The following is a 23,568-nucleotide window of genomic DNA, read 5'->3' on the forward strand; positions in this document are numbered from 1 at the left end:
CAGTCCCATGCTTAGCCGTGCAGCGCGCGCCAGACCCTCTCCGGGGTCGCCGGCATGTCGATATGCCGGCCGCCCAGCGCGTCGACCACTGCGTTCATCACCGAGCCCAGCGCCCCGGCACAGCCCGCCTCGCCGCAGCCCTTCGCGCCCACCAGGTTGGTAGTGCAGGGCACCGGGTGGCTGTCGTAGCGGAACATCGGCGCCTCCTCGGCGCGCGGCATGGCGTAGTCCATGAACGAGCCGGTGACGATCTGGCCGCTCTCGTCGTAGCGCACCTGCTCCATCAGCGCCTGGCCGATGCCCTGGACGATGCCGCCATGGGCCTGGCCCTCGACCAGCATCGGGTTCACCACCACGCCGAAATCGTTGACCATGGAGTAGCGCACCACCGCCACATGGCCGGTATCCGGGTCGATCTCCACCTCGGCCACATGGCAGCCGTTCGGGAAGGCCGAGGGGCCGGTCTCGTGGGCCAGGCTGACATCCAGGCTCTGGGGCACGTCCTCGGGCAGGTCCAGCCCGCCGCGGATCTGATCGGCCAGATCCATGATGGCGATGCTGCGGTCGGTGCCGGCCACGGTGAAGGTGCCGTCGGCGAACTCGATATCGGCAACCGCCGTCTCCAGCACATGGGCGGCGATCTTCCTGCCGTTCTCGATCATCACATCGCCGGCCTCGATGATCGCCCCGCCGGAGGACATCATCGACTTCGAGCCGCCGGTGCCGCCGCCGACGATCAGCTCGTCGCTGTCGCCCTGCAGCAGGCGGATCCGGTCGAACGGGATTCCGGTGCGCTGGTGCAGCACCTGGGCGAACGCGGTCCAGTGGCCCTGGCCGTAATCGAGGGTGCCGGTGATGATCGTCACCGTGCCGTCCTCCTCGAAGCGCAGGCCGCCCATCTCCTTACCCGGAGGGCCGGTGACCTCCAGATAGTCGCTCATGCCGATGCCGCGCAGCCTGCCGCGCGCCTCGCTCTCCGCCCGCCGTTCGGCGAAGCCGTCCCAGTCGGAGAATTTGACTGCCTTGTCGAACACGGCGGGGAAGTCGCCGCTGTCATAGGTCATGCCCGAAGGCGCGGTGTAGGGAATCTGGTCGGCGCGGATCTGGTTGCGCCGGCGGATCTCCAGCCGGTCGATGCCCATCTCCGCCGCCGCCGTGTCGAGCAGCCGCTCCACGTAGTAGTTGGCTTCCGGCCGCCCGGCGCCACGATACGGGCCGATGGTGGTGGTGTTGGTGAGCACGCACTTGGCGTTCACGTCGATCACCGGGGTCTGATAGACCGAGATCAGGTTCTTCACCGCGTTCAAGGTCGCCGGTTGCGGTCCGACCGGGCTCAGATACGCCCCCATATCGGCGTGGATGTCGGCGCGCAGGGCGAGGATGTGTCCGTCCCTGTCGAAGGCCATCGACGCGTCCACCACATGGCCGCGCCCCTGGTGGTCGGAGACGAAGGCGCCGCTGCGGTCGTCGACCCATTTCACCGGCCGGCCGAGCTGCTTGGCGGCGTGCAGCAGCGGGAAGTATTCCGGATAAGGCCCGCCCTTCATCCCGAAGGAGCCGCCCACGTTCTTGGTGATGACCCGGACCTTGTCGGTCGGCACCTTCAGCACCGCGTTGGCCAGCGCATTGCGCAGCCCGAAGGCGCCCTGGCTGCCGGCGATGAAGGTGTATTTCTCCTCCGCCGGATCGTAGCTGGCGATGGCCGAGCGCGGCTCCATTGAGGCGACGACGACCCGGTTGTTGACCAGGGTCAGCTTGGTCACATGCGCCGCGCCGGCGAAGGCCCTCTCCGCCGCCTCGGCGTCGCCATAGTGGTAGTCGAGGCAGACGTTGTTCGGCACGCCCTCATAGAGCTGCGGCGCGCCGTCCCTGGCGGCCTCCACCGGGTCGGTCACCGCCGGCAGCTCGTCGATGTCGAGCATCACCATCTCGGCCGCGTCGCGGGCCTGGGACTGGGTCTCGGCGACCACCATGGCGACCGGATCGCCGACGAAGCGCACCACGTCCTCGGCCAAGCCGGGCCGCCGCGGCTTGTGCATGTCTGAGCCGTCGCGGTTCTTGAACGGCACCACGCAGGGGATGCCGCCGAAACCCGCCAGGTCCTTCGCCGTGTAGATCGCCAGCACGCCCGGCATGGCCAGCGCGTCGTCCAGGTCGATGCCCTTGATCACGCCGTGCGGCACCTGGCTGCGCACCACATAGCCGTAGGCCTGGCCGTCCAGATTTACGTCGTCGGTATACTCACCGCGCCCGGTCAGCAGGGTCGGGTCCTCGCCGCGCGGAACCGGCTGTCCGACGCCGAATTTCAGGGTCGCAAGGTCGCTCTCGTGCAGGACGTTCATGTCCGCTTACCTCTTGGCTCGGGATCTGTCGGGACGGCCGTTATCGTTGCAGGAATGCTAGCGCAGGATCGCGCCGTGAAAACCCCGCGAAACGGGAAAGACACTTTTGGCCCAAAGCCGGGACAGGTGGATCCGCCTATCGGCCACGGCTACCCACGCTCGGGCGTCAGCTTAGCCGCAGGGTCCAGACAACCACGTCCCGCAGCACGATGCCGAGCGCGGCGTCGAACGTGTGGACGATATCGGACATCCTGTTGGACGGCGCGGGACGCTTGGTCTCGAACCCCTGGGACGCGGTGATCGTGCGCTGGGGCATCTGCACCATCTTGACGTTGACGCGTACGTTGATGGTCGGGATCTCCGCCCCGTCGAAATACTCCGCCTGAAACTCCCGCAGCTCGACCTTCAGGGTGAAGTCCGACCGGAAGCTGACCCCGTCGCGACCGACGCCGATGATCCGGTTGGAGTTCTCGAAGGATTCTATCAGCAGCCGCTGCACCATGTTCGGCGCGTCGTCGACCCAGGCCACCCCGGCGTAATAGTCCAGGGTCAGAGGCTCCCGCGCCACGGCGATCCGCGCGGACGACAGGCCGGCCGGCGCACTCGGCCGCTCGACGGCGAGCTGCCAGGGCGCTTCCGGCAGATCGGCCGGATAGGTGCTCTTCGGCGTCAGCGTGTACATCTGCGGCGGCGGCTTGCCGATCGGCAGCTGGCTGCAGGCCGCCGTGAGCCCTGCGGCGCCGGCGGCGGCCATGCCGCGGGCGAGAAACGTCCGTCTGCGCAGATCCGTCATTGTTCGGCCTCCACCTGTCCGTCGCGATCCCCGAACAGGAACTGCGACGGGTCTCGGTCGATCTGGCGCAGCACGCGGTCGATGTTCGACACCAGGAAACGCGCCTCCACCAGAAACTGTGTGAGTTCATATAGGCCGGTATTGGTGAAGTCCTTCATGCCGGGCCGGGCGTCGGCCAGCATGCCCTCCAGCTCCCCCGCCGTCGACGCGATGCGGTCGCCCGCCTTGGCCAGGGAGCCGGACAGGGCCGCCACCTCGTTGTCGAGCCCGACCGCCGTGCCGCGCACCGTGGCCAGCGTCGCGGACGCCTCCTGCATGAGCGGACCGACCTCGGCCGCCGCCTGGCGCAGGTCCTCCACACTGGCCGCCGCGCCGGAGATCACCGCCTCGATCTCGTCCGACCGGTCGGCGACGGTCGTGCTGACCGTGGCGAGATTGGCGAGGAGCATGCGGAAGTTCTGCTCGTTCTCCTCGCTGAGGAACTCCTCGATCCGGGCGATCACCACCACGAGCCGGTCGGCGATCTGCGGGGCGGTCTCGAACACCTTGCTGAGCGCCGACGAGCGGGCCGGGATGCGCGGGACCGGACGATCCCCGGTCGGTTCCAGCTCCTCGGCGTCCGCCGTGCCGCCCTCGATCTGGATGAACCCGATGCCTGTCAGGCCCTGGGCCTGGAGCACCGCGTACATGTCCTTCTTGATCGGAACCTCGGCGTCGACCTCGATATCCACGCGGATCACCTCCACGTTCTCGGGATCGATGCGGATATCGCTGACGGTGCCGACCGGCACGCCGCGATAGCGCACGGGACTGCCGGTGCTGAGCCCGTCGACCGCCCCCTGGAATTCGATGAGGAAGGGCCGGGTCTCCTGATCGAGGCGCACGCCGCCGAACCAGATCGCCAGGAAAAGCCCGCCGACGAACAGCACGATGGCGAAGGCGCCGACGGTGACATAGGAGGCACGGGTATCCATCGCCTACTCCTGCGCGCCGGCCAATGCCGGCCTGTCGAAGGCGGCGCGGGCGCGCGGGCCATGAAAATAGCTGCGGATCCAGGGGTGCTGGCTGCCCGTCAGCTCCTCCATGGTGCCGACGACGATCTTCTTGTCGACCAGAACGGCGATGCGGTCGCAGATCCGGGCCAGGCTGTCGAGATCATGGGTCACCATGACCACAGTGAGCCCGAGCGCGCGGCGAAGGTCCAGAATCAACTCGTCGAAATCCGACGCGCCGATCGGGTCGAGTCCCGCCGTCGGCTCGTCCAGGAAGACCACGTCCGGGTCCAGCGCCAGCGCCCGGGCAAGCCCGGCGCGCTTCTTCATGCCGCCGGACAACTCCGACGGAAACTTGCCGCAGGCGTCCGGCGGCAGGCCGACCAGCGACACCTTGAGCCGGGACAGCTCGTCCATCAGTTGCGACGGAATCCCGCCGCGCTCGCGCATCGGCACCTGGATGTTCTGGCCCACGGTCAGGGCGCTGAACAGGGCTCCGTCCTGGAACAGCATGCCGAACCGGCCGGCCAGCGCCTCGGTGGAGGAGCCGTCCCACGCCACCGTCTCGCCGAGCAGGGTGACCTCGCCGTCCGCGGGCTTCTGCAGCCCGATGATGGTGCGCAGCAGCACGGTCTTGCCGGTGCCGGAGCCGCCGACCACGCCGATGATCTCGCCGCGCTTCACGGTCAGGTCCAGGCCGTCATGGATCGTCGTCGTCCCGAATCGGGTCACGACGCCCCGCACCTCGATCGCCGGTCCGTCCTGCGGGGGTGCGGCGCCGGTCATATGCCGATCTCCGCGAAGGCGACGGCGAAAAGGGCGTCGAGCACGATCACCAGGAAGATCGATTCGACCACCGCCCGAGTGGTGTAGCGGCCGACGCTCTCGGCACTGCCGGACACCCGCAGCCCGTCGTAGCAGCCGACCAGGGCGATCACGAGGGCGAAGACCGGCGCCTTAAGCATGCCGGTACCGAAATCCCAGAAGCTCACCGCCGCCTTGAGCTGGGTCAGGAACTGGGCGAAGGACAGATCGAGCAGAAACAGCGCGACCACCGATCCGCCGAGCAGGCCGGCCGCATCCGCCCAGACGGTCAGCAGCGGCATGACGATGATGAGCGCGATCAGCCGCGGCAGGACCAGCACCTCCACCGCCGACAGCCCCATGGTCTCCAGCGCATCGACCTCCTGGTTGACCTTCATCGTGCCGATCTGGGCGGCGAAGGCGCTGCCGGAGCGGCCGGCGACGATGATCGCGGCCAGCAGGATGCCGATCTCGCGCAGCACCGCCACGCCGACCAGGTTCACCGTCAGGATGTCGGCGCCGAACTGCTTGAGCTGCAGGGCGCCCATATAGGCGAGCACGATGCCGACCAGAAAGCAGAGCAGGCCGACGATCGGCAGGGCGTTCAGGCCGGTCGCCTCCATCTGCGCCACCGTCGCGGTCACCCGCAGGCGCCAGGGCCGCACCAGCACACCGCCCAGAGTCACCAGGGTGTACCCGAAGAAGCCGGCCAGATTGCGCCCGACATGCGCGGCGTGCAGCACGGCCCTGCCGGCCCCCTCCAGCGGCGCCAACAGGCCGGTGCGGGACGGTGGGGCGACGGGTGCGCGCGGATCGGGGACCACGGCCTTGTCCAGGATGGGACGGTAGGCGTCGGAGAGCCCGCGCAGTTCGGTCTCCGCGCCGCGCGCCTCGGCCTGCTCCAATGTCCGGCGGATCGCCCAGGCGCCGGCGCTGTCCAGCCCCGTCAGACCCTCGGCCTCGACCACAAGACGGTGGATCGGCCGGCGGGCCGTCGCGCGGAGTTCCCGGTCCAGACGCCGCACCGTGTCCAGCGTCCAGCGTCCCGACAGCCGCAGGACGAGGGCCCCGCCCTCCTCCCGCAGGTCGAGCGGATCAGCAACTCCGATGTCGGCCACATACCCTCCCGTTCGATAGCTGGCGGCATTCTACTGCGTCGCCGCCGCCACGAACAGGAGAGCGCCGGGATGGTTCCGCCCTTGCCGGTCGGTCGACGACCCGGGGCTGAAGCGAAGTTGAACCGAATTACTACACATTCTTCATGGTCCGACGGTACGCTCTGCCGGATCGGTGCCGCATCGGCCCGGTCATGCAAGCAGGGAGGAAAGGCCATGAAGACATTCGACAGGCGCACGGTTCTGCGGTCGACAGCGATCGCCGCCATCGGCTGTGCCTGCTGCGGGTCGCTGTCCGGCACGGCGAATGCATCCGGCGGCAGCGGTTGGAGCTACGAGGGCGCCACCGGGCCGGCCGAATGGGGCTCCATCGGCAACGACTACGCCGCCTGCTCCCAGGGCAGTGCCCAGTCCCCGATCGATCTCGCCTCGCCGATCCCGGCCGAGTTCCGGCCTGCGGCACTGCGCTGGCAGGATGCCACCGACGGTCAGGTGATCAACAACGGCCACACCATCCAGGTGAACGTGCCCAACGGCAGCGCCGTGAAGCTCGACGGCACGACCTTCGAGCTGGTGCAGTTCCACTTCCACCATCCCAGCGAGCACCTGATCGACGGCAAGGCGCTGGCGATGGAGGCGCATTTCGTCCACCGCTCGGCCGACGGCGCCCTTGCGGTGCTCGGTGTCCTGATCGGCGAAGGGACGAAGAATGCGGCGCTGGCGCCGATCTGGTCGGCTATGCCGCAGGACAAGGCCGAGGGGGCGGTCGTCCCGGTTGCGCTGAAGGACTTCGTGCCGGCCGACCGCGCCCAGTTCCGCTATGCCGGTTCGCTGACCACGCCGCCCTGCTCGGAGATCGTCAACTGGGTCGCCTTCAAGACCCCGATCCAGGCGTCGCGGGAGCAGATCGCGGCCTTCGCCACGCTGTTCCCGATGAATGCCCGGCCGGTGCAGCCGCTGAACCGCCGCTTCCTTCTGCTCGGCGGGTAATCCCGGCGAAACCACAACCTGTCTAGGCGCAGGGTGCGGCCGTTGCTAGCGTCCTCCCCATAAAAACACGGGAGGAAACACGACATGGCCACCAACGGACACACCCTGCTGCCGACATCCCTGGTCGGATCCTACGCCCAGCCGAACTGGCTGCTCGACCGCGCAAAGCTGGCCGGGCGGTTCCCGCCGCGCACCCGGGCGCTGGAACTCTGGCGGGTGGATCCGGAATTTCTGGAGGAGGCGCAGAACGACGCCACGCTGCTGGCGATCCGCGATCAGGAGCGCGCCGGCCTCGACATCATCACCGACGGCGAGGCCCGTCGGGAGAGCTACTCCAACCGCTTCGCCACCGCGCTCGACGGCGTCGACATCGACAATCCCGGCACCGCGCTCGACCGCTCCGGCCACCCGAACCCGGTCCCCCGGGTGGTCGGCCCGATCAGCCGCAGGCACGCGGTTCAGGTCGAGGACGTGAAGTTCCTGCGGGCCAATACCGACCGGCGGATCAAGATCACCGTCCCCGGCCCCTTCACCATGTCGCAGCAGGCGCAGAACGATTTCTACAAGGACGAAGCGGAGCTGGCGATGGCCTATGCCGCCGCCGTGAACGCCGAGATCAAGGACCTGTTCGCCGCCGGTGCCGACATCGTACAGGTGGACGAGCCCTACATGCAGGCCCGCCCGCAGAAGGCCGAGGAATACGGCATCGAATGCCTCAACGCCGCTCTGGACGGGGTGAAGGGCGAGACGGCGGTGCACATCTGTTTCGGCTACGCCGCGATCATCCACGAACGCCCGGCCGGCTATAACTTCCTGCCGCAGCTTTCGCGCTCGACAGTGGACTCGATCTCCATCGAAACCGCCCAGTCCAAGCTCGACTGCACCGTGCTGGAGGAGCTGCCGGAAAAGAAGATCATCCTCGGCGTGCTCGATCTGTCCGACATGGCGGTGGAGAGCCCGGAGACCGTCGCGAAGCGGATCCGCCGCGGACTGGAACACCATCCGGTCGACAAGATCATCGTCGCCCCGGATTGCGGCCTGAAATACCTGCCGCGCGACGTCGCCTTCGGCAAGATGAAGGCGATGGCCGACGGGGCCGCGATCGTGAGGGCGGAGCTGTAGAGGCCCCTGACCACCGACCGATCCGACCGACAGCGGATGGAACCGGCCCTTCTCAGACGGGCCGGTTTCCTCTAAGGGAATGCGCGTGCGGCAACCCGAGCGGAGGACGTCCCCGTGGATCTCAAGGCCCATATTCGCGCGGTACCGGATTTCCCGAAGCCGGGCATCCTGTTCTACGACATCTCCACCCTGCTGGCCCATCCGGCCGCCTGGAAGGAAACCGTCGACCGGCTCGCCAAGGTCATCGCGCCGTTCAAGCCCGACCTGCTGGCCGGCATCGAGAGCCGGGGTTTCCTCACCGCCGCCCCGCTGGCGCTGGAGCTGGGTCTGGGCTTCCTGATGGTGCGCAAGAAGGGCAAGCTGCCCGGCCCGACCGTGCCCTACACCTACGACCTGGAATACGGCACCGACACGGTGGAGATCCAGGAAGGGGCCGTGCAGCCGGGCCAGCGCGTGGTGATCCTCGACGACCTGCTGGCCACCGGCGGCACGCTGAGCGCCTCGGTCGAGCTGCTGCGCAAGGTCGGCGGTGAGGTGGCGGGCGGCGCCTGCATCATGGAGCTGAGCTTCCTTAAGGGCCGCGACAAGCTGGATATCCCGTTCGAGAGCCTGCTGCAGTACGACGACTGAGCGCTCACATCTCTGTCCACCTCACTCCCCGGACGTGTTCCGGGGCAGGCCATAAGCTTGCGCGAACTCTCAACGGTTCGAGCAGGCGGACGGGATTGCCCCGGAACAAGTCCGGGGAGTGCGCGAAGGTGGGAGACGGAGAAGAGAGCCCCCCGAATCTTGACCCTGCGTGATCTTGCGCGGGTGTCGTGCGCGCCCTATCCATGAAGTTCGTCGGCGTTTCTGCTACAGATCCGCCCGAACGGATACTCAAGGACACAAGCCTTCGGTCAATCGCCCGCGCGCCCCGAAACCGCGCGGCGTCTGGATGAGGAGAGAACCCATGACCGCTTGCATCGTCGGATGGTCCCACCTGCCCTTCGGCAAACGCACCGAGGACGACGCCGAGAGCATGATCGTCCAGGTCGCCACCGCCGCCCTGGAAGACGCCGGCCTGACCCCGGACGACATCGACGCGGTCTATCTCGGCCACTTCAACGGCGGTTTCGAGAAACAGGATTTCACCGCCTCGCTCGTGTTCCAGGCCGATGACCGGTTCCGCTTCAAGCCGGCCACCCGCGTGGAAAACGCCTGCGCCACCGGCTCGGCCGCGGTGCATCAGGGCATCCACCTGATCGAGGCCAAGAAGGCCAAGCGCGTGCTGGTCGTCGGCGTGGAAAAGATGACCGCACTCGGCGGCAAGGAGATCGGCGAGACCCTGCTGAAGGCCAGCTATCTGAAGGAGGAGGCCGGCATCGACGGCGGCTTCGCCGGCGTGTTCGCGCAGATCGCCCAGGCGTATTTCCAGCGCCACGGCGACAACATGGACGCGCTCGCCAAGATCGCCGCCAAGAACCACAAGAACGGTGTCGCCAACCCCTACGCCCAGATGCGCAAGGATCTCGGCTACGAGTTCTGCCGCACCGAGAGCGAGAAGAACCCCTATGTCGCCGGCCCGCTGAAGCGCACCGACTGCTCGCTGGTTTCAGACGGGGCGGCCGCCATCGTGCTGACGGACGTGGACACCGCGCTGGCCATGGACAAGGCGGTGATCTTCCGCGCCGCCGCCCATGTGAACGACTTCCTGCCGATGTCGAAGCGCGACATCCTGAAGTTCGAGGGCTGCTCCGTCGCCTGGAAGCAGGCGCTGGCCCAGGCCGGCGTGTCGCTCGACGACCTCTCCCTGGTGGAGACCCACGACTGCTTCACCATCGCCGAGCTGATCGAGTACGAGGCCATGGGCCTGACGCCGGAAGGCCAGGGCAAGCGCGCCATCCTGGAGGGCTGGACCGAGAAGGACGGCAAGCTGCCGATCAACCCGTCGGGAGGGCTAAAATCCAAGGGCCACCCGATCGGCGCCACCGGCGTGTCCATGCACATCATGGCGTCGATGCAGGTGCGCGGCGAGGCCGCCGACATGCAGGTGAAGGACGCCAAGATGGCCGGCGTCTTCAACATGGGCGGGGCGGCCGTCGCCAACTTCGTGTCGATCCTGGAGCCGCTGCGCTGAGATGACGGACGGCCGGGTGATAGAGGGGCGGGATCCGACATACCGCATCCGTCAGGCCCGGCCGGACGAACTGCATCTGCTGGCGGAGATCGACATCGCCGCCGACCGGCGGTTCGACGCCACGCTCCATGCCGCCGCCGTCGCCACCTATGCACCGGTGCAGGTGGACGATCTGGCGGCGATGCAGGATGCATGGCGACTGTGGGTGGCAACCGATGGGGACGGCGCGCCGGTGGCCTTTGCGCATACCCATACCGACAGCGACACGGTGCTTCACCTGGCCCAGGTCTCGGTGCATCCGGACCATGCGGGGCACCGGTTGACCGACGGGTTCCTTAAGGCGCTGATCCGCTACCACCAGGGCCGGGGGATCGCCGAGATCACGCTGACGACGTTCCGCGACGTGCCCTGGAACGCGCCGTATTACGCAAGGCTCGGCTTTGCGGAGATCCCGGACGCGGAAGCCGACGCCGATCCCCATCTCGGCCCCCGGCTGGTGGACCAGGTCGCCCACGGGTTGCCGCGCGAGAGCCGGGTGGCGATGCGGCTGGTGCTGGGCCGCTGACGCCTCTCTTTTCGATCCTTCACCCACTCCCCGGCCTTGTGCCGGGGCCTAACCCTCAGTTGGCACAAACCCTCGGCGGCTCGTACCGGCGGACCCGTGGGCCCCGGAATAAATCCGGGGAGTGGGCAAGGAGGGAGGCTATGTAAGCAGGAGATCGGCGGCCGCCTGATCGACTCCCGCCTCCCCGTCCTCGCCCAGCGGGTCGCGCGGGGAGAGCTTGTGGCGGATAACCAGCTCGGCCAAAGCGGTGCGTTTCTCATCGCCGAGCAGGGAGCCCTCCGACGCCAGCAGGCAGGCCGACGCCGCGTGGTACAGGCCGGAAGCGACGCTGCGCGCCCGGTCGTCGGCCCCCGCCTCCGCCGCCGCCCCGACAGCCGCCACCGCCCGGCGCAGAAGCCCGTCGAGACGGGTCCGCAACGCGTCCGCCACCCCGGCCTCCGCCATCCGCCGCGACAGCGCCTCCCCCAGCGCCGCATGGGCCGCCTCCTTGCGGGCCGCGCGCAGCACATCGAGCGCCACGATGTTGCTGGTCCCCTCCCAGATCGAGCCGAGATGGGCGTCGCGCACCAGCCGGGGCTCCGGCCATTCCTCGATATAGCCGACCCCGCCGCGCGCCTCCATGCCGTCGCCGGCCACCTTGCGGGCGTCGCGGCAGACCCGGAACTTCACCAGCGGCGTCAGGATCCGGCGCAGCTTCAGGCCCTCCGCCTCCCCGGCATCGGCCCGGGCCAGCGCGTCGGCGGTGAACAGCGTCACCGACAGCGCCTGCTCGGCCGGCAGCATCAGTTTCAGCAACTGCCGGCGCTGCAGCGGCAGATCGATCAGCCGGCTGCCGAAGGCCGAACGCCCGCGCGCCACGGCCAGCGCTTCCCGCAGGGCCCGGCGCATCATCCCGGCCGAGCGCACCGCGTTGGACAGCCGCGACTGGTTGATCATCTCCGCCATCTGCACGAAGCCCTGGCCCGGCTCCCCCACCATCCAGGCGGCCGCCCCCTCCAGGGTGATCTCGCCCGAGGCCATCGACCGGGTGCCGAGCTTGTCCTTCAGCCGCACGATCCGATAGGCGTTGCGGCGGCCATCCGGCAGGTCGCGCGGCAGCAGGAACAGCGACACGCCCTTGATTCCCGCCGGCGCTCCTTCCGGCCGGGCCAGGACCAGGGCGAGGCCGGCATCGGTGTTGGAGCAGAACCACTTGTCGCCCCACAGCCGCCAGCCTTCGCCGTCCCGCCGGGCCACGGTCTCGGTCGCGCCCACGTCGGAGCCGGCCGCCTTCTCGGTCATGAACATGGCCCCCTGGATCTGCGTCTCCAGGCTTTGTGCCGTCAGACCCGGGAGACAGCGCGCCACCAGATCCGGATCGGCGTAGCGCCGGATGGTGCGGGTCAGTGCGTCGGTCATGCTGATCGGACAGAGCAGGCCGAACTCGGCCTCGGCGAACAGGTACTGGAAGGCGTATTTGGCGGCAGGCGGCATCGGCCGGTCGAGGCCCAGGGCCGGCCGGTGCGACATGGCGGCCAGGGAAAAATCCTGGAAGCCGATCCGCTCCATCTCGACATAGGCGGGATGCTTGTCGATCGCCTGCACGTCGCGGCCCTGGCGGTCGCGGGGACGCAGCACCGGCGGGTTGCGGTCGGCCTCATGGGCCAGCGCGTCCAGGCGGCCATGCACCAGCCCGCCGAGCCGTTGGAACGCCGGGGTCAGAACCTCCAGGTCGGCCGGGTCGAGATACAGGCCGAGCACGGCCCGCAGCGACGCATCGTCGTCGAAGGCGTTGACGCCGCGCGTGTCCGGCTGAAGTCCGTGCGGTGTTGCGGTGACCGACAGATCCATGGCTTCCTCCCGTATCGGCCCTCTTGTCGGGGCTGGGAGAAGCCTACACCCGGGAGTGAGCGATGACCGATACCTTCAAGGCCTACCTGCTGCGCGAGGGCGACGACCGCAAGGTCACCGGTGCCTTCGAGGACGTGGCTATGAGCGACCTGCCGGAGGGGGACGTGACCGTCCGCGTCGCCTACTCCACCGTCAACTACAAGGACGGCATGGTGATGGGTGGCATCGGCCGGCTGGTGCGCAGCTATCCGCATGTGCCGGGGGTCGATTTCTCCGGCGTTGTGGAAGCCTCCGACAATCCGGGTTTCAAGCCGGGCGACAAGGTGGTGCTGACCGGCTGGCGGGTCGGCGAGATGCATTGGGGCGGCTATGGCGAGCTGGCCCGGGTGAAGGGCGACTGGCTCGTCAAGCTGCCGGACGGGCTGTCGCTGTCGCGCGCCATGGCGCTGGGTACCGCCGGGTTCACCGCCGGGCTCGCCGTCGACACCCTGGAGGCGGCCGGCATGACGCCGGCCAAGGGCGAGGTGCTGGTGACCGGAGCCGCCGGCGGGGTCGGCAGCGTGGCGGTCGCCCTGCTCGCGGCCAAGGGCTACACCGTCGCCGCGGCCACCGGCCGGGCCGAGACCCATGACTATCTGACGGCGCTGGGCGCGGCTTCCTTCATCGACCGGGCGGAACTGGCCGAACAGCCGGGCCGGCCGCTCAACAAGGAGCGCTTCCAGGCGGCGATCGACAATGTGGCCGGCCCGACCCTCGCCAACCTGCTGACCCAGATCGCCTATGGCGGGTCGGTGGCGGCGGTCGGCCTCGCGGGCGGCAACGAGGTGGCGACGACGGTGCTGCCCTTCCTGCTCCGAGGCGTGAACCTGCTCGGCATCGACAGCGTGATGTGCCCGGCCGAGCGGCGCCAGAAGGTCTGGTCGATGATCGCCGGCAACCTGCCGATGGAGAAACTCGACGCGATCAGCCACAGCCACGGCTTCGACGAACTGCCGGCCCTGGGCAAGGCGATCCTCAAGGGCGAGGTGCGGGGCCGCGCCGTGGTGACGGTCGGCGGAGAATGAACGGACCCGGCCCTACGACACCCCGGGGCTCGAGCCCCGGGGCACTCTGGGCGGGACCGCTCGCAACCCTCAATCGATCGTCATCCCGGTGAGGCCCGGGATGACGACTTTGAAGACTTGAAATGAAGCACCTTCCCCTGAACGCCCCGGACGTCGGGCCGGAGCTGTCGAAGGGCGCCCCGCCATCACCGGAATCGGCTACACTGGTCTCCTTCGTCCTCGAATTCTGGAGCTTTGCATGCCCCGCCTCGCCACCGCCCTGGTCCTTGCCAGCGTTCTGATGCTTTCGGCCTGCTTCAAGGACAGCAAGGCGGAGATCGCCAAGAAGGCGGAGAACGCCGCCACCGTGGAGGAGCTGCGTGCTGCGATCGGCGAGCCCGACGAGTTGAACAAGGCCGGACCGCTCGAGGAATGGATCTACGACGCTTCCGACGGCACGGTGCGCTTCCCGATCCTGGCCGGCAAGGTCGGCCCCTTGGTGACCGGCGGAAAGCGTCAGTAGGCGCCACGTTTCGAGGGCAGCGCCTAGAGCAGATCGTGCGGTGACGGGGCCGGCAGACGGCCGGGCTGCTGCGCGAGATCGGCCTGGCCGAGACCGTCGCCACCACGCCCGAGGCCTATGCGGACAACGTCGAGAGACTGGTAAGCGATCCGGATTTCGCTGCGGACCTGCGCCGGCGGGTGGAGAGCGAGGCGCCCCGCATCTTCGGCCGGACCGACGGGGCGGATGCCCTGACCGACCCCATCGTCGCGGGGACCTGAGGCCCGAAAAGGAAAAGGGCCGATCCAAGGACCGGCCCCCACCTTCAGGTCATGACCGAAACGGTCACTTCATCTCCAGGCTCAGGCCCTTGTAGAGACCGGCGCCGTAGATGCCGTGCGCTTCGACCGGCTTCAGCTTCGGGCCGGCGGCGACGAACATCGGCTCGTGCACCAGTGGGATCCAGACCACGGCGTCGTGGACCTTCTTCTCCACCTTGGCGTAGGCGGCGGCCCGGTCGGCGTCGTTCAGCGCACCGCGCGCCTCGAACAGCCACTGGTCGGTTTCCTTGTCGTCCCAGTTCATGCGGTTCGGGCTCGGCATGTTGGCCGACGGGAAGTACAGGTTCAGGGCGTCGCCGGCCGACACGTACGGATAGCTCATGGTGTACATGTCGAAGTCCTGGGTCTTCAGCTTGCCCCAGACGACCGTGGCGTCGAACAGCTCGACCTGCATGTCGATGCCGACCTTGCGCAGATCGCCCTGCACCGCCTCGGTGAGCTGACGCCAGATGTTGGTGAAGCTGTAGGTGACCAGCTCCAGCTTCTTGCCGTCCTTGTAGCGGAAGCCGTCGTCGCCCATCTTCCAGCCCGCCTCGTCCAGCAGCGTCGCCGCCTTCTCGGGATCGTAGCCGAACAGGCTCTCGTCGATCGCCTCCTCCGAATAGTCGAGGGTGCCCGGATGGACATAGGCGGTGGCCGGCTCGGCCTTGCCGAAGAACGGGCCTTCGGCCAGCGCCTTCTGATCGACCGCCAGGTTGATCGCCTCACGCACCTTCACGTCGCTGACGTTGTCGCGGGTGATCTTGAAGCCGATGTAGAAGGTCCAGAAGTAGAACGGCGGCTGGGTGACCGAGATCTGCGGGTTGGCCTCGAGCTGATCGATCGACCAGTACGGCAGGTACTGGGTCACGTCGCCCTGGCCGGTCTGGATGCCGGCGACCACGTTGTTCTCTTCCGGCACGATCTTCCAGACGACCTTGTCGACCTTGGCCGGGCCCTGGGTCTCGTAGAATGCCGGGCCCCAGGTGTAGGCATCGTGCTTGGTCATCACGAGTTCGTTGCGCGGCTCCCAGCTTTCGAAACAGTACGGGCCGGTGCCGTCGAAGCCCTTCACGCCGAAATCGTCGCCCAGTTCGTTGACCTGATCGACGTTGATGATCGTGTGGAAGTGCTGGGTCATCTGGTACAGCAGCTCGGAATACGGCTGAACCAGCTCGTACTCGACCGTGTAGTCGTCGACCGCGCGGACTTCCTTCACGTCGCCGGCGCGGTTCTTCACCACGCCCTTGTCGAGGTTCAGCCAGCGGTCGATCGTCGCCTTCACGTCGGCGGCGGTGAACTTCTTGCCGGAGCAGAAGGTCACGTCATCGCGCAGGTGGAAGGTGTAGAGCTTGCCGTCCTCCGACACCTCCCACGACTTCGCCAGCAGCGGATGGATGGTCTTCATGTCCGGGCCGAGCGCGACCAGCGTGTCGCCGACCATGAACATGATCTCCGCCGTCGAACGGGCGGTGGACGTGTGCGGGTCGTAACGGTCGGTGTCGATCTGACGCATGACCGTGACAGACGACTGAGCCGACGCGGTGGTCGACAGCGGCACGGCGGCCGCGAGCGCAATCGCCCCTGCCGCGAGCCACTTTGTTGCGTGTCCCATTGGTTAGCCTCCTGGGGTGTTCCGGGGCAGACATACCGTGCCCCGCTCAGTTTCCCGCGTCATCCCGACCCCCTTTGGGATTACTGACGCAGGCGTGGATCGAGGACGTCCCGCAGCGCGTCGCCCAGCACATTGAAGGCGAGCACGATCAGAAAGATCACGAAGCTGGGGATGGTCGAGACATGCGGCGCGAAGAAAAGGAAGTTGCGTCCTTCGGCCGCCATGGTGCCGAGCTCGGCGGTCGGCGGTTGGGCGCCGAGACCGATGAAGCTGAGGGCCGCGCCGAGCAGGATGGTCTGGCCGAGCTGCAGGGTCAGGTAGACGAAGATCGTCGACAGACAGTTCGGCAGCAGGTGGCGCCAGATGATGCGCAGATCGCTCATGCCGATGGCGCGGCAGGCGGTGATGTACTCCATCTGCATCTGCACCAGGGCCGCGCCCCGGGTGATGCGGGCGATGGTCGGGACGGCGGCGATCGTCAGCGCGATGGTGATGGCGAAGATGCCCGATCCCAGCACGGCGGCGATGGCGAGTCCGAACAGGATCGACGGGAACGACAGCAGGATGTCGACCAGCCGCATGATCGGGCCTTCCAGGCGCCGGTAATAGGCGGCGATCAGCCCCAGAGCCGCGCCGATGAGGCCGCCGCAGATCACCGCCAGCACCCCCATGATCAGCGTGGTGCGGGTGCCGTAGAGCAACCGGGTGACGATGTCGCGACCCTGGCCGTCGGTCCCCAGCAGGTGCTCGGGCAACGCCCCTTCCGACCATACCGGCGGCTTCAGCATGTTGCGCAGGTTGTTGTCGTAGGGATCGTGCGGCGACAGCACCGGCGCGAAGATCGCGCAGAACACGATCACCGCCAGCACGATGGCCGAGAGCATCGCGCCCTTGTCCCGCGCCAGCTTGCGCAGGATCGACGACCGGGCCATCGCGGTTGTGGAATCGGGCTCCGTGGCGGCCGGTTCTACGGCGGCGGTTTGGACCTGCATGTCGGTCATCCCGCCCTCACCCGCGGGTCCAGCACGGCGTACAACACATCCACGATCATATTCACCAGAATGAAGGAAAGCGCGAGCACCAGGATGGCGCCCTGGCTGAGGGCGTAGTCGGCCGAGACGATGGCGCCGACCGCGAGCCGGCCGACGCCGGGCCAGGCGAACATGGACTCTGTCACCACGGCGCCGCCGAGCAGGAAGCCGATCTGCAGGCCGATCAGGGTGATCACCGGGATCAGCGAATTGCGCAGCGCGTGGGTCATGACGACCGTGTACTCGCTCACGCCCTTGGCCCGGGCGGTGCGCACGAAATCGCTGCCCAGGACCTCCAGCAGCGAGGTGCGGGTCATGCGCGCGACGGGGCCGATGAAGACGCCGCCCAGCGTGATCGCCGGCAGGGCGATGTGCCGCAGGCCTTCCAGCGTCCACAGCGGTCCGGCCCGGCCCTGGAACGGCAGAAGCTGCCACTTGAAGCCGACATACTGGATCAGCATCAGGCCGAACCAGAAGATCGGCATCGACACGCCGGCGACCGAGGCGGCCATGATGATGCGGTCGGAGACCTTGCCGCGGCGCACGGCTGCCAGGGTCCCCAAGGCGATGCCGAGCGGCACAGCCCAGATCAGGCTGGCAAACATCAGCTCGATCGTCGGGCCGACCGTGTTGCCGAGCTCGACGATCACCTCGGAATTGGAAATCAGCGACCGGCCGAGATCGCCCTGCAGCACGCGGCCGAGATACATGGCGAACTGGACGAGGACGGGTTCGTTCAGGCCCATGGCCTGGCGGATCGCCTCGACATCCGCGGCACTGGCGGTCGGTCCCGCAAGCACGGTCGCGGGGTCGGTCGGGACCACCTGCATGAGCAGGAATCCGATGAACAGGACGCCGATCAGGACTGGGATCGAGATCAGCAGACGGTGGGCAATATGATGCAGCACCGTGAGGGCGCTCCTCACGAAGGGGAAGTGGGATCGGTCGCCTTACAACGACCGTGCCAAAGGTGGCACGCGCCAGCGGATCCGCGCTAGTCCTTGATTTCTATTTGTGCACTTTCACGGTCGGGTCCCTGGCCATCCCGTAAAACGCTCAGCAATAAGGCAGACTCGGGGTCTTTTGCCGATTTTTCAGCCAGAAATTGGTGCCGAGGGGGCCGGTCCCGCGGGTTGCGGCGTCGAGGCATGCGCCCGCCGTACCTGCAAGGTTGTACCCACGACCGCCACCACCTCCGCCGACGCCCCCACCTCGAGATCCTCGTCGCAGGCGATGCGCCAGCGCGAGTCGCCCACGCGGGCCGCGCCGAATCCGTTGACCACCGCCTCGGTCACCCCGACGCGCTGGCCGACCAGGGACTGGCCGCGCTGGTTCAGCCCCCGCGCCGCCAGCATGTCGCCCTTCTGCCAGCGCCGCACGTAGACCCGCACCGGGACGTAGGACAGCAGCGCGTACAGCCCGAACAGGCCGATCTGATAGGCGGTCGGCATGTCGACGACGAACAGGGTGGCGCCGGTGGCCACACCGGCCAGGCCGAACCACAGGAAGACGGTCTCCGGCAGTACGATCTCCAGCGCCATCAGCACGAAGCCCAGGGTGGCCCAGTGCCACGCCTCCGGCCGGATCACCAGCAGATGGTCCATGACCGCCTCCTCAGCCGTGCCGCGGCGGGGGCGGCGGCAGGTCGTTGCCCGACACGCTGTTGAGCAGTTCCTTGATGCCGCCGATCGAGCCGATCACGGACGATGCCTCCAGCGGCATGAAGACGGTCTTCTGGTTCGGCGACCGGGCGAATTCCGACAGCGCCTCGACGTATTTCTGGGCGATGAAATAGTTGACCGCGTTGGTCCCCGTCGAGCCGATCGCCACGGCCACCAGACGGGTCGCCTCGGCCTCGGCCTGGGCCAGACGCTCGCGCGCCTCGGCCTGACGCTGGGCCGCCACCAGCTCGCCCTCCGCCTTCAGGATCTCGGACTGCTTGTCCCCCTCGGCCCGCTGGACCGCCGCCGCACGGTAGCCTTCCGCCTCCAGGATCTGCGCCCGCTTCTCCCGTTCGGCCTTCATCTGGCTCGCCATGGCGTCCAGCAGGTCCTTCGGCGGCGCGATGTCCTTGATCTCAACCCGGGTGATCTTCACGCCCCAGGGGTCGGTCGCCTCGTCCATCACCCGCAGGATGCGGGTGTTCATCTCGTCGCGCGACGACAGGGCGGCGTCCAGGGAGGTGCTGCCCAGCACCGAGCGGATGTTGGTCAGGGCCAGGTTGATCACCGCCTGCTCGAGATCGCGCACCTCGTAGGCGGCGCGGCGGGCGTCGATCACCTGGAAGAAGACGATGGCGTCGACCCGGCAGGACGCGTTGTCATGGGTGATGACGTCCTGCTCGGGGATGTCGAGCACGTTCTCCATCATGTTGATCTTCTTGCCGATCCGGCTGAACAGCGGGTTGATCACCCCGAGCCCGGGTTCCAGCGTGGTCACGTAGCGGCCGAACCGTTCCACGGTCCACTGCTCGCCCTGCGGCACGATCCGCACGCCCTTGACCACGAGGAAGATCAGCACGACCGCCAGAACGATCAGGGCGATCTGTCCGCCGGAGACGAAATCCATCACAGGATCCATGGAAACCTCGCTTGTTCAGGCCGTTACGCGGCCACCGGGAGCAGTATCCTCCGGCGCCGGTGATGGCCGCCAACAAAAACGAGGCCCACCTTCTACAGATGGGCCTCGCCAGAGGTCGCCGCAATCAGAATCGGCCGTGAAACGCGGCCGGCAGGGCGGTCAGCCGCCGAACTTGGCCTTCGCCTCGATCCGGCGCCGGTGCAGGACCGGCTCGGTGTAGCCGCTGGGCTGTTCGCGGCCCTTGAACACCAGGTCGCAGGCCGCCTGGAACGCCACGCTGCCGTCGAAATCGCCGGCCATCGGACGGTAGGCCGGATCGCCGGCGTTCTGGCCGTCGACCACCTTGGCCATGCGCTTCATGGTCTCCATCACCTGCTCCTCGCCGCACACGCCGTGGTGCAGCCAGTTGGCGATGTGCTGGCTGGAGATCCGCAGGGTGGCGCGGTCCTCCATCAGGCCGACATTGTTGATATCCGGCACCTTGGAGCAGCCGACCCCCTGGTCGACCCAGCGGACCACGTAGCCGAGGATGCCCTGGGCGTTGTTGTCCAGCTCGGCCTGGATGTCCTGGGGCGACCAGTTCGGCCGCGCCGCCACCGGCACCGTCAGGATGTCGTCCAGCTTGGCCCGGCCGCGCGACCGCAGTTCGTCCTGGCGCGCCTTCACGTCCACCGTGTGATAGTGGGTCGCGTGCAGGGTGGCGGCCGTCGGAGACGGCACCCAGGCGGTGTTGGCACCGGCCTTCGGGTGGCCGATCTTCTGCTCCAGCATGTCGGCCATCAGATCCGGCATGGCCCACATGCCCTTGCCGATCTGCGCCTTGCCGGTCAGACCGCATTCCAGCCCGATATCGACGTTCCAGTTCTCGTAGGCGGCGATCCACGGGGCGGCCTTCATGTCGCCCTTGCGGATCATCGGGCCCGCTTCCATGGAGGTGTGCATCTCGTCGCCGGTCCGGTCGAGGAAGCCGGTGTTGATGAAGGCGACCCGGCTCTTGGCGGCGCGGATGCATTCCTTGAGGTTGACGGTGGTGCGCCGCTCCTCGTCCATGATGCCCATCTTCAGGGTGTTCGGCGACATGCCCAGCACCTGCTCGACCCGGCCGAACAGCTCGTTGGAGAAGGCGACCTCCTCGGGGCCGTGCATCTTCGGCTTCACGATATAGACCGAGCCGGCGCGGGTGTTGTGCAGACTGTGGTCGCCCTTGATGTCGTGCAGGGCGATGGCGCTGGTGAACATGGCGTCGAGGATGCCCTCGGGCACCTCGTTGCCGTCGCGGTCCAGCACCGCCGGGTTGGTCATCAGATGGCCGACATTGCGGACCAGCATCAGCGAACGGCCGTGCAGGCTGACAGAGGAGCCGTCCGGCGCGGTGTAGACCCGGTCCGGGTTCAGCTTGCGCTCGACGGTCTTGCCGCCCTTCTCGAACCGCTCGACCAGATCGCCCTTCATCAGGCCGAGCCAGTTGCGATAGGCGAGTACCTTGTCCGGCGCATCCACGGCGGCGACGGAATCCTCGCAGTCCATGATGGTGCTGACCGCGGATTCCAGGACCAAATCGGCGACATGGGCCTTGTCGGTCTTGCCGATCGGGTGGGAGGCGTCGATGACGATCTCGGCATGCATGCCGTTGCGCACCAGCAGGATACCGGTCGGCGCGGCCGCATCGCCCTTGTAGCCGACGAACTGGGCGGGGTCCTTCAGGCCGTTGGAACCGGACGCCGTGGAGACCACCAGCTTGCCGCCCTCGACCGTGTAGCCGGTGGCATCCGCGTGGCTGCCCGCGGCGAGCGGGGCGGACCCGTCGAGGAACTTGCGGGCCCAGGCGATCACCTTGGCGCCGCGCGCCGGGTTGTAGCCGCCCGACTTCTCCGCACCGCCCTCCTCGGAGATCGCGTCGGTGCCGTACAGCGCGTCGTACAGGCTGCCCCAGCGCGCGTTGGCGGCGTTCAGGGCATAGCGCGCGTTCATCACCGGCACCACGAGCTGCGGGCCGGCGATCGAGGATATCTCCGGGTCCACATTCGCGGTGTCGACCTTGAAGTCCGGCCCTTCCTCCACGAGGTAGCCGATCTCCTTCAGGAAGGCCTTGTAGGCATCCAGGTCGCCGATCGGACCCGGGTTCGCCTTGTGCCAGGCGTCGATCTCCTCCTGGATCTTCTCGCGCCTGGCCAGCAGGGCGGCGTTGCGCGGAGCGAGATCGTGGACGATGGCGCCGAGCCCGTCCCAGAACGCGGCCGCCTCCACGCCGGTCCCCGGCAGAGCCTCGTTGACGGCGAAGTCGTAGAGCTCCTTCGCCACCTGCAGTCCGCCGACCTCAACCCGCTCCGTCATTCGCCTACTCCCTGAGTTTCTGAATTTGTCTGATTACCCGACGTTATAAACAAGACGGATTCCCACGGATCAAGGCAAACCTATTTTCGCCGGGCCACCGGCCCGACCGGACCTGGCTCCGGCGAAAACAATTTCTCTGCTTAACCCTAGGTTAAAAAATTGCCTCTACCTTCACCGATTCCGAGGGCTGGTCCTCGATTCAGGCACAGGTGACGCATTCCATGATCAACCTGCAGACGCTGAGCTTATTCGACGACATGACGCCCCACGGCTATTGCCTGCTTTGGGATCCGGTTCTGATCTGGAGCCATGTGCTGGCCGATGTCGGTATCGCAGCGGCCTACCTGTCGATCCCCGCGGCGCTCGCGATCATCGCCCGACGCCGCCCGGATCTGAACCCGAACGGCATTCTCTACTTTTTCGCCGCCTTCATCATCCTGTGTGCGATCACCCATCTGTTCGGCCTGGTGACACTGTGGGTCCCGGCCTACAGCGCGGAGGCGGTGAGCAAGGTGATGACCGCGATCGTCTCCGTCGCGACCGCCGTGCTTGTCTGGCAGATGCTGAGCACCATCCTCACGGTCCCGACCCATGCGGCGCTGCGCGAAGCCAACGAAAAGCTGGCCCGGGCGAATGCCGAACTGGAGTCGCGGGTGGAGGCCCGGACGCGCCAGCTGCGCTGTGCCAACGAACGCCTGGAGGTGGTCGCCTCCGACGCGCGTGAAGCCGAGCGGGTGAAGACCCAGTTCCTGGCCCGCGTCAGCCATGAGCTGCGCACGCCCCTGAATGCGGTGCTCGGCTTCACCGATCTGCTGGACCTGCAGATCTCCGGACCGGTGAACGACACCCAGAAGGACTATCTGGACAGCATCCGCACCGCGTCCAACCAGCTCCTGCAGCAGATCAACGACATTCTCGACCTGGAGCGCCTGATCCAGCACGGCCCGAGTTTCACGCCGGAACCGGTCGCGGTGGACCGCACCATCGCCGATATCTGCCAGATGCTCTCCACCACGGCCCGGGACATGGGCATAGATCTGCTGACCCAGGTGCAGTCGGCCAGCTCGCTGTGTACCGACGAACGGGCGCTGCGGATGGTGCTCACCAACCTCATGTCCAACGCCATCAAATACTCCCGTCGCGGCGGCACGGTGGAAGTGATCGCCCGGGCCGTCGATGACGGCGTCGAGATCGCGATCCGCGACCAGGGCGTCGGCATCCCCGCGGACAAGCTCGCGGATGTGTTCGAACCGTTCTTCCGCGGCCACGAGCACGACCTGCCCAGCATCGGCGGCACCGGTCTCGGCCTCACCCTGGTCAAGCAGCTCGTCGACGCCTTGGGAGGCAACATCGTGCTGGACAGCACCCTGGGCCAGGGAACCACCGTGCAGCTTACCTTGCCCGAAATGGCACCCTATCCGCAGACCGCCGCATGAACACCGCTCCATGAACACCGCTCCATGAACACCAC

The 23,568-nt window shown here is 67.6% G+C and carries 20 protein-coding genes; 8 read left to right on the plus strand and 12 right to left on the minus strand.

All coding sequences use genetic code 11. From position 1 onward, the window contains the following. Positions 1-11: 11 nt before the first annotated feature. The 5 genes from G578_RS0118135 to G578_RS0118155 all read right to left on the minus strand — a co-directional run bounded on the left by G578_RS0118135 (position 12) and on the right by G578_RS0118155 (position 6,049). Positions 12-2,342, minus strand: coding sequence for a xanthine dehydrogenase family protein molybdopterin-binding subunit (locus tag G578_RS0118135; protein ID WP_028795454.1), 2,331 nt, complete (start codon positions 2,340-2,342; stop codon positions 12-14). A 166-nt stretch (positions 2,343-2,508) separates the two neighbouring features. Next, a complete protein-coding gene (locus G578_RS26965) occupies positions 2,509-3,135 on the minus strand; it encodes an ABC-type transport auxiliary lipoprotein family protein (RefSeq protein WP_038015167.1) in 627 nt (208 codons plus the stop codon). Then, on the minus strand, positions 3,132-4,109 hold the full coding sequence (locus G578_RS0118145; protein WP_028795455.1) for an MlaD family protein: 978 nt from the start codon (positions 4,107-4,109) through the stop codon (positions 3,132-3,134). The genes G578_RS26965 and G578_RS0118145 overlap by 4 nt, the downstream gene beginning before the upstream one ends. Before the next feature lie 3 nt (positions 4,110-4,112). Beyond that, positions 4,113-4,913, minus strand: a complete 801-nt coding sequence (locus G578_RS0118150) for an ABC transporter ATP-binding protein (protein WP_028795456.1) — start codon at positions 4,911-4,913, stop codon at positions 4,113-4,115. Then, the gene (locus G578_RS0118155) at positions 4,910-6,049 is read right to left on the minus strand and encodes an MlaE family lipid ABC transporter permease subunit (protein ID WP_051244989.1); all 1,140 of its coding nucleotides are present in this window, start codon (positions 6,047-6,049) and stop codon (positions 4,910-4,912) included. The genes G578_RS0118150 and G578_RS0118155 overlap by 4 nt, the downstream gene beginning before the upstream one ends. A gap of 213 nt (positions 6,050-6,262) precedes the next feature. Here G578_RS0118155 and G578_RS0118160 point away from each other — a divergent pair, with 213 nt between their 5' ends. From G578_RS0118160 to G578_RS26970, 5 genes are all read left to right on the plus strand, one after another. After that, complete coding sequence (locus tag G578_RS0118160) at positions 6,263-7,036, plus strand: carbonic anhydrase (RefSeq protein ID WP_028795458.1); 774 nt, start codon at positions 6,263-6,265, stop codon at positions 7,034-7,036. An 84-nt stretch (positions 7,037-7,120) separates the two neighbouring features. Beyond that, positions 7,121-8,158, plus strand: coding sequence for a uroporphyrinogen decarboxylase family protein (locus G578_RS0118165; RefSeq protein WP_028795459.1), 1,038 nt, complete (start codon positions 7,121-7,123; stop codon positions 8,156-8,158). A 114-nt stretch (positions 8,159-8,272) separates the two neighbouring features. Further along, positions 8,273-8,788 carry an adenine phosphoribosyltransferase gene (locus G578_RS0118170; protein WP_028795460.1) on the plus strand — a complete coding sequence of 172 codons (516 nt, stop codon included), beginning with the start codon at positions 8,273-8,275 and terminating at the stop codon, positions 8,786-8,788. A 322-nt stretch (positions 8,789-9,110) separates the two neighbouring features. After that, positions 9,111-10,277, plus strand: a complete 1,167-nt coding sequence (locus G578_RS0118175) for an acetyl-CoA acetyltransferase (RefSeq protein ID WP_028795461.1) — start codon at positions 9,111-9,113, stop codon at positions 10,275-10,277. Between the two features lies 1 nt (position 10,278). Next, positions 10,279-10,842, plus strand: a complete 564-nt coding sequence (locus G578_RS26970; RefSeq protein ID WP_051244990.1) for a GNAT family N-acetyltransferase — start codon at positions 10,279-10,281, stop codon at positions 10,840-10,842. A gap of 138 nt (positions 10,843-10,980) precedes the next feature. Here the strand turns inward: G578_RS26970 and G578_RS0118185 are convergent, their stop codons facing one another. Continuing rightward, complete coding sequence (locus G578_RS0118185) at positions 10,981-12,672, minus strand: acyl-CoA dehydrogenase family protein (RefSeq protein ID WP_038015168.1); 1,692 nt, start codon at positions 12,670-12,672, stop codon at positions 10,981-10,983. A gap of 62 nt (positions 12,673-12,734) precedes the next feature. On the opposite strand from G578_RS0118185, the gene G578_RS0118190 reads away from it, so the two are divergent. Beyond that, positions 12,735-13,736 carry an MDR family oxidoreductase gene (locus G578_RS0118190; RefSeq protein WP_028795463.1) on the plus strand — a complete coding sequence of 334 codons (1,002 nt, stop codon included), beginning with the start codon at positions 12,735-12,737 and terminating at the stop codon, positions 13,734-13,736. Between the two features lie 238 nt (positions 13,737-13,974). Continuing rightward, positions 13,975-14,238: a hypothetical protein gene (locus tag G578_RS0118195; protein ID WP_028795464.1), complete on the plus strand. Its 264-nt coding sequence runs from the start codon at positions 13,975-13,977 to the stop codon at positions 14,236-14,238. A gap of 324 nt (positions 14,239-14,562) precedes the next feature. On the opposite strand, the gene G578_RS0118205 is transcribed toward G578_RS0118195, so the two are convergent. The 6 genes from G578_RS0118205 to G578_RS0118230 form a co-directional block, all read right to left on the minus strand. Then, positions 14,563-16,152: an ABC transporter substrate-binding protein gene (locus G578_RS0118205; protein ID WP_028795465.1), complete on the minus strand. Its 1,590-nt coding sequence runs from the start codon at positions 16,150-16,152 to the stop codon at positions 14,563-14,565. Between the two features lie 80 nt (positions 16,153-16,232). Next, positions 16,233-17,144, minus strand: a complete 912-nt coding sequence (locus tag G578_RS0118210; protein WP_093149250.1) for an ABC transporter permease — start codon at positions 17,142-17,144, stop codon at positions 16,233-16,235. 5 nt (positions 17,145-17,149) lie between these two features. Continuing rightward, entirely contained in the window at positions 17,150-18,091 is a 942-nt protein-coding gene (locus tag G578_RS0118215) for an ABC transporter permease (protein WP_028795467.1), read from the minus strand. A 186-nt stretch (positions 18,092-18,277) separates the two neighbouring features. Next, positions 18,278-18,787, minus strand: coding sequence for an NfeD family protein (locus G578_RS26975; RefSeq protein ID WP_051244991.1), 510 nt, complete (start codon positions 18,785-18,787; stop codon positions 18,278-18,280). A gap of 10 nt (positions 18,788-18,797) precedes the next feature. After that, a complete protein-coding gene (locus G578_RS0118225; RefSeq protein WP_028795468.1) occupies positions 18,798-19,763 on the minus strand; it encodes an SPFH domain-containing protein in 966 nt (321 codons plus the stop codon). 159 nt (positions 19,764-19,922) lie between these two features. Then, a complete protein-coding gene (locus G578_RS0118230) occupies positions 19,923-22,097 on the minus strand; it encodes a malate synthase G (RefSeq protein WP_028795469.1) in 2,175 nt (724 codons plus the stop codon). A 221-nt stretch (positions 22,098-22,318) separates the two neighbouring features. Between G578_RS0118230 and G578_RS0118235 the strand changes: the two genes are divergently transcribed. Further along, positions 22,319-23,533, plus strand: coding sequence for a sensor histidine kinase (locus G578_RS0118235; RefSeq protein ID WP_028795470.1), 1,215 nt, complete (start codon positions 22,319-22,321; stop codon positions 23,531-23,533). Positions 23,534-23,568 lie beyond the last annotated feature (35 nt).

It is taken from the genome of Thalassobaculum salexigens DSM 19539 (assembly GCF_000423805.1).
Taxonomy (GTDB): Bacteria; Pseudomonadota; Alphaproteobacteria; order Thalassobaculales; family Thalassobaculaceae; genus Thalassobaculum; species Thalassobaculum litoreum.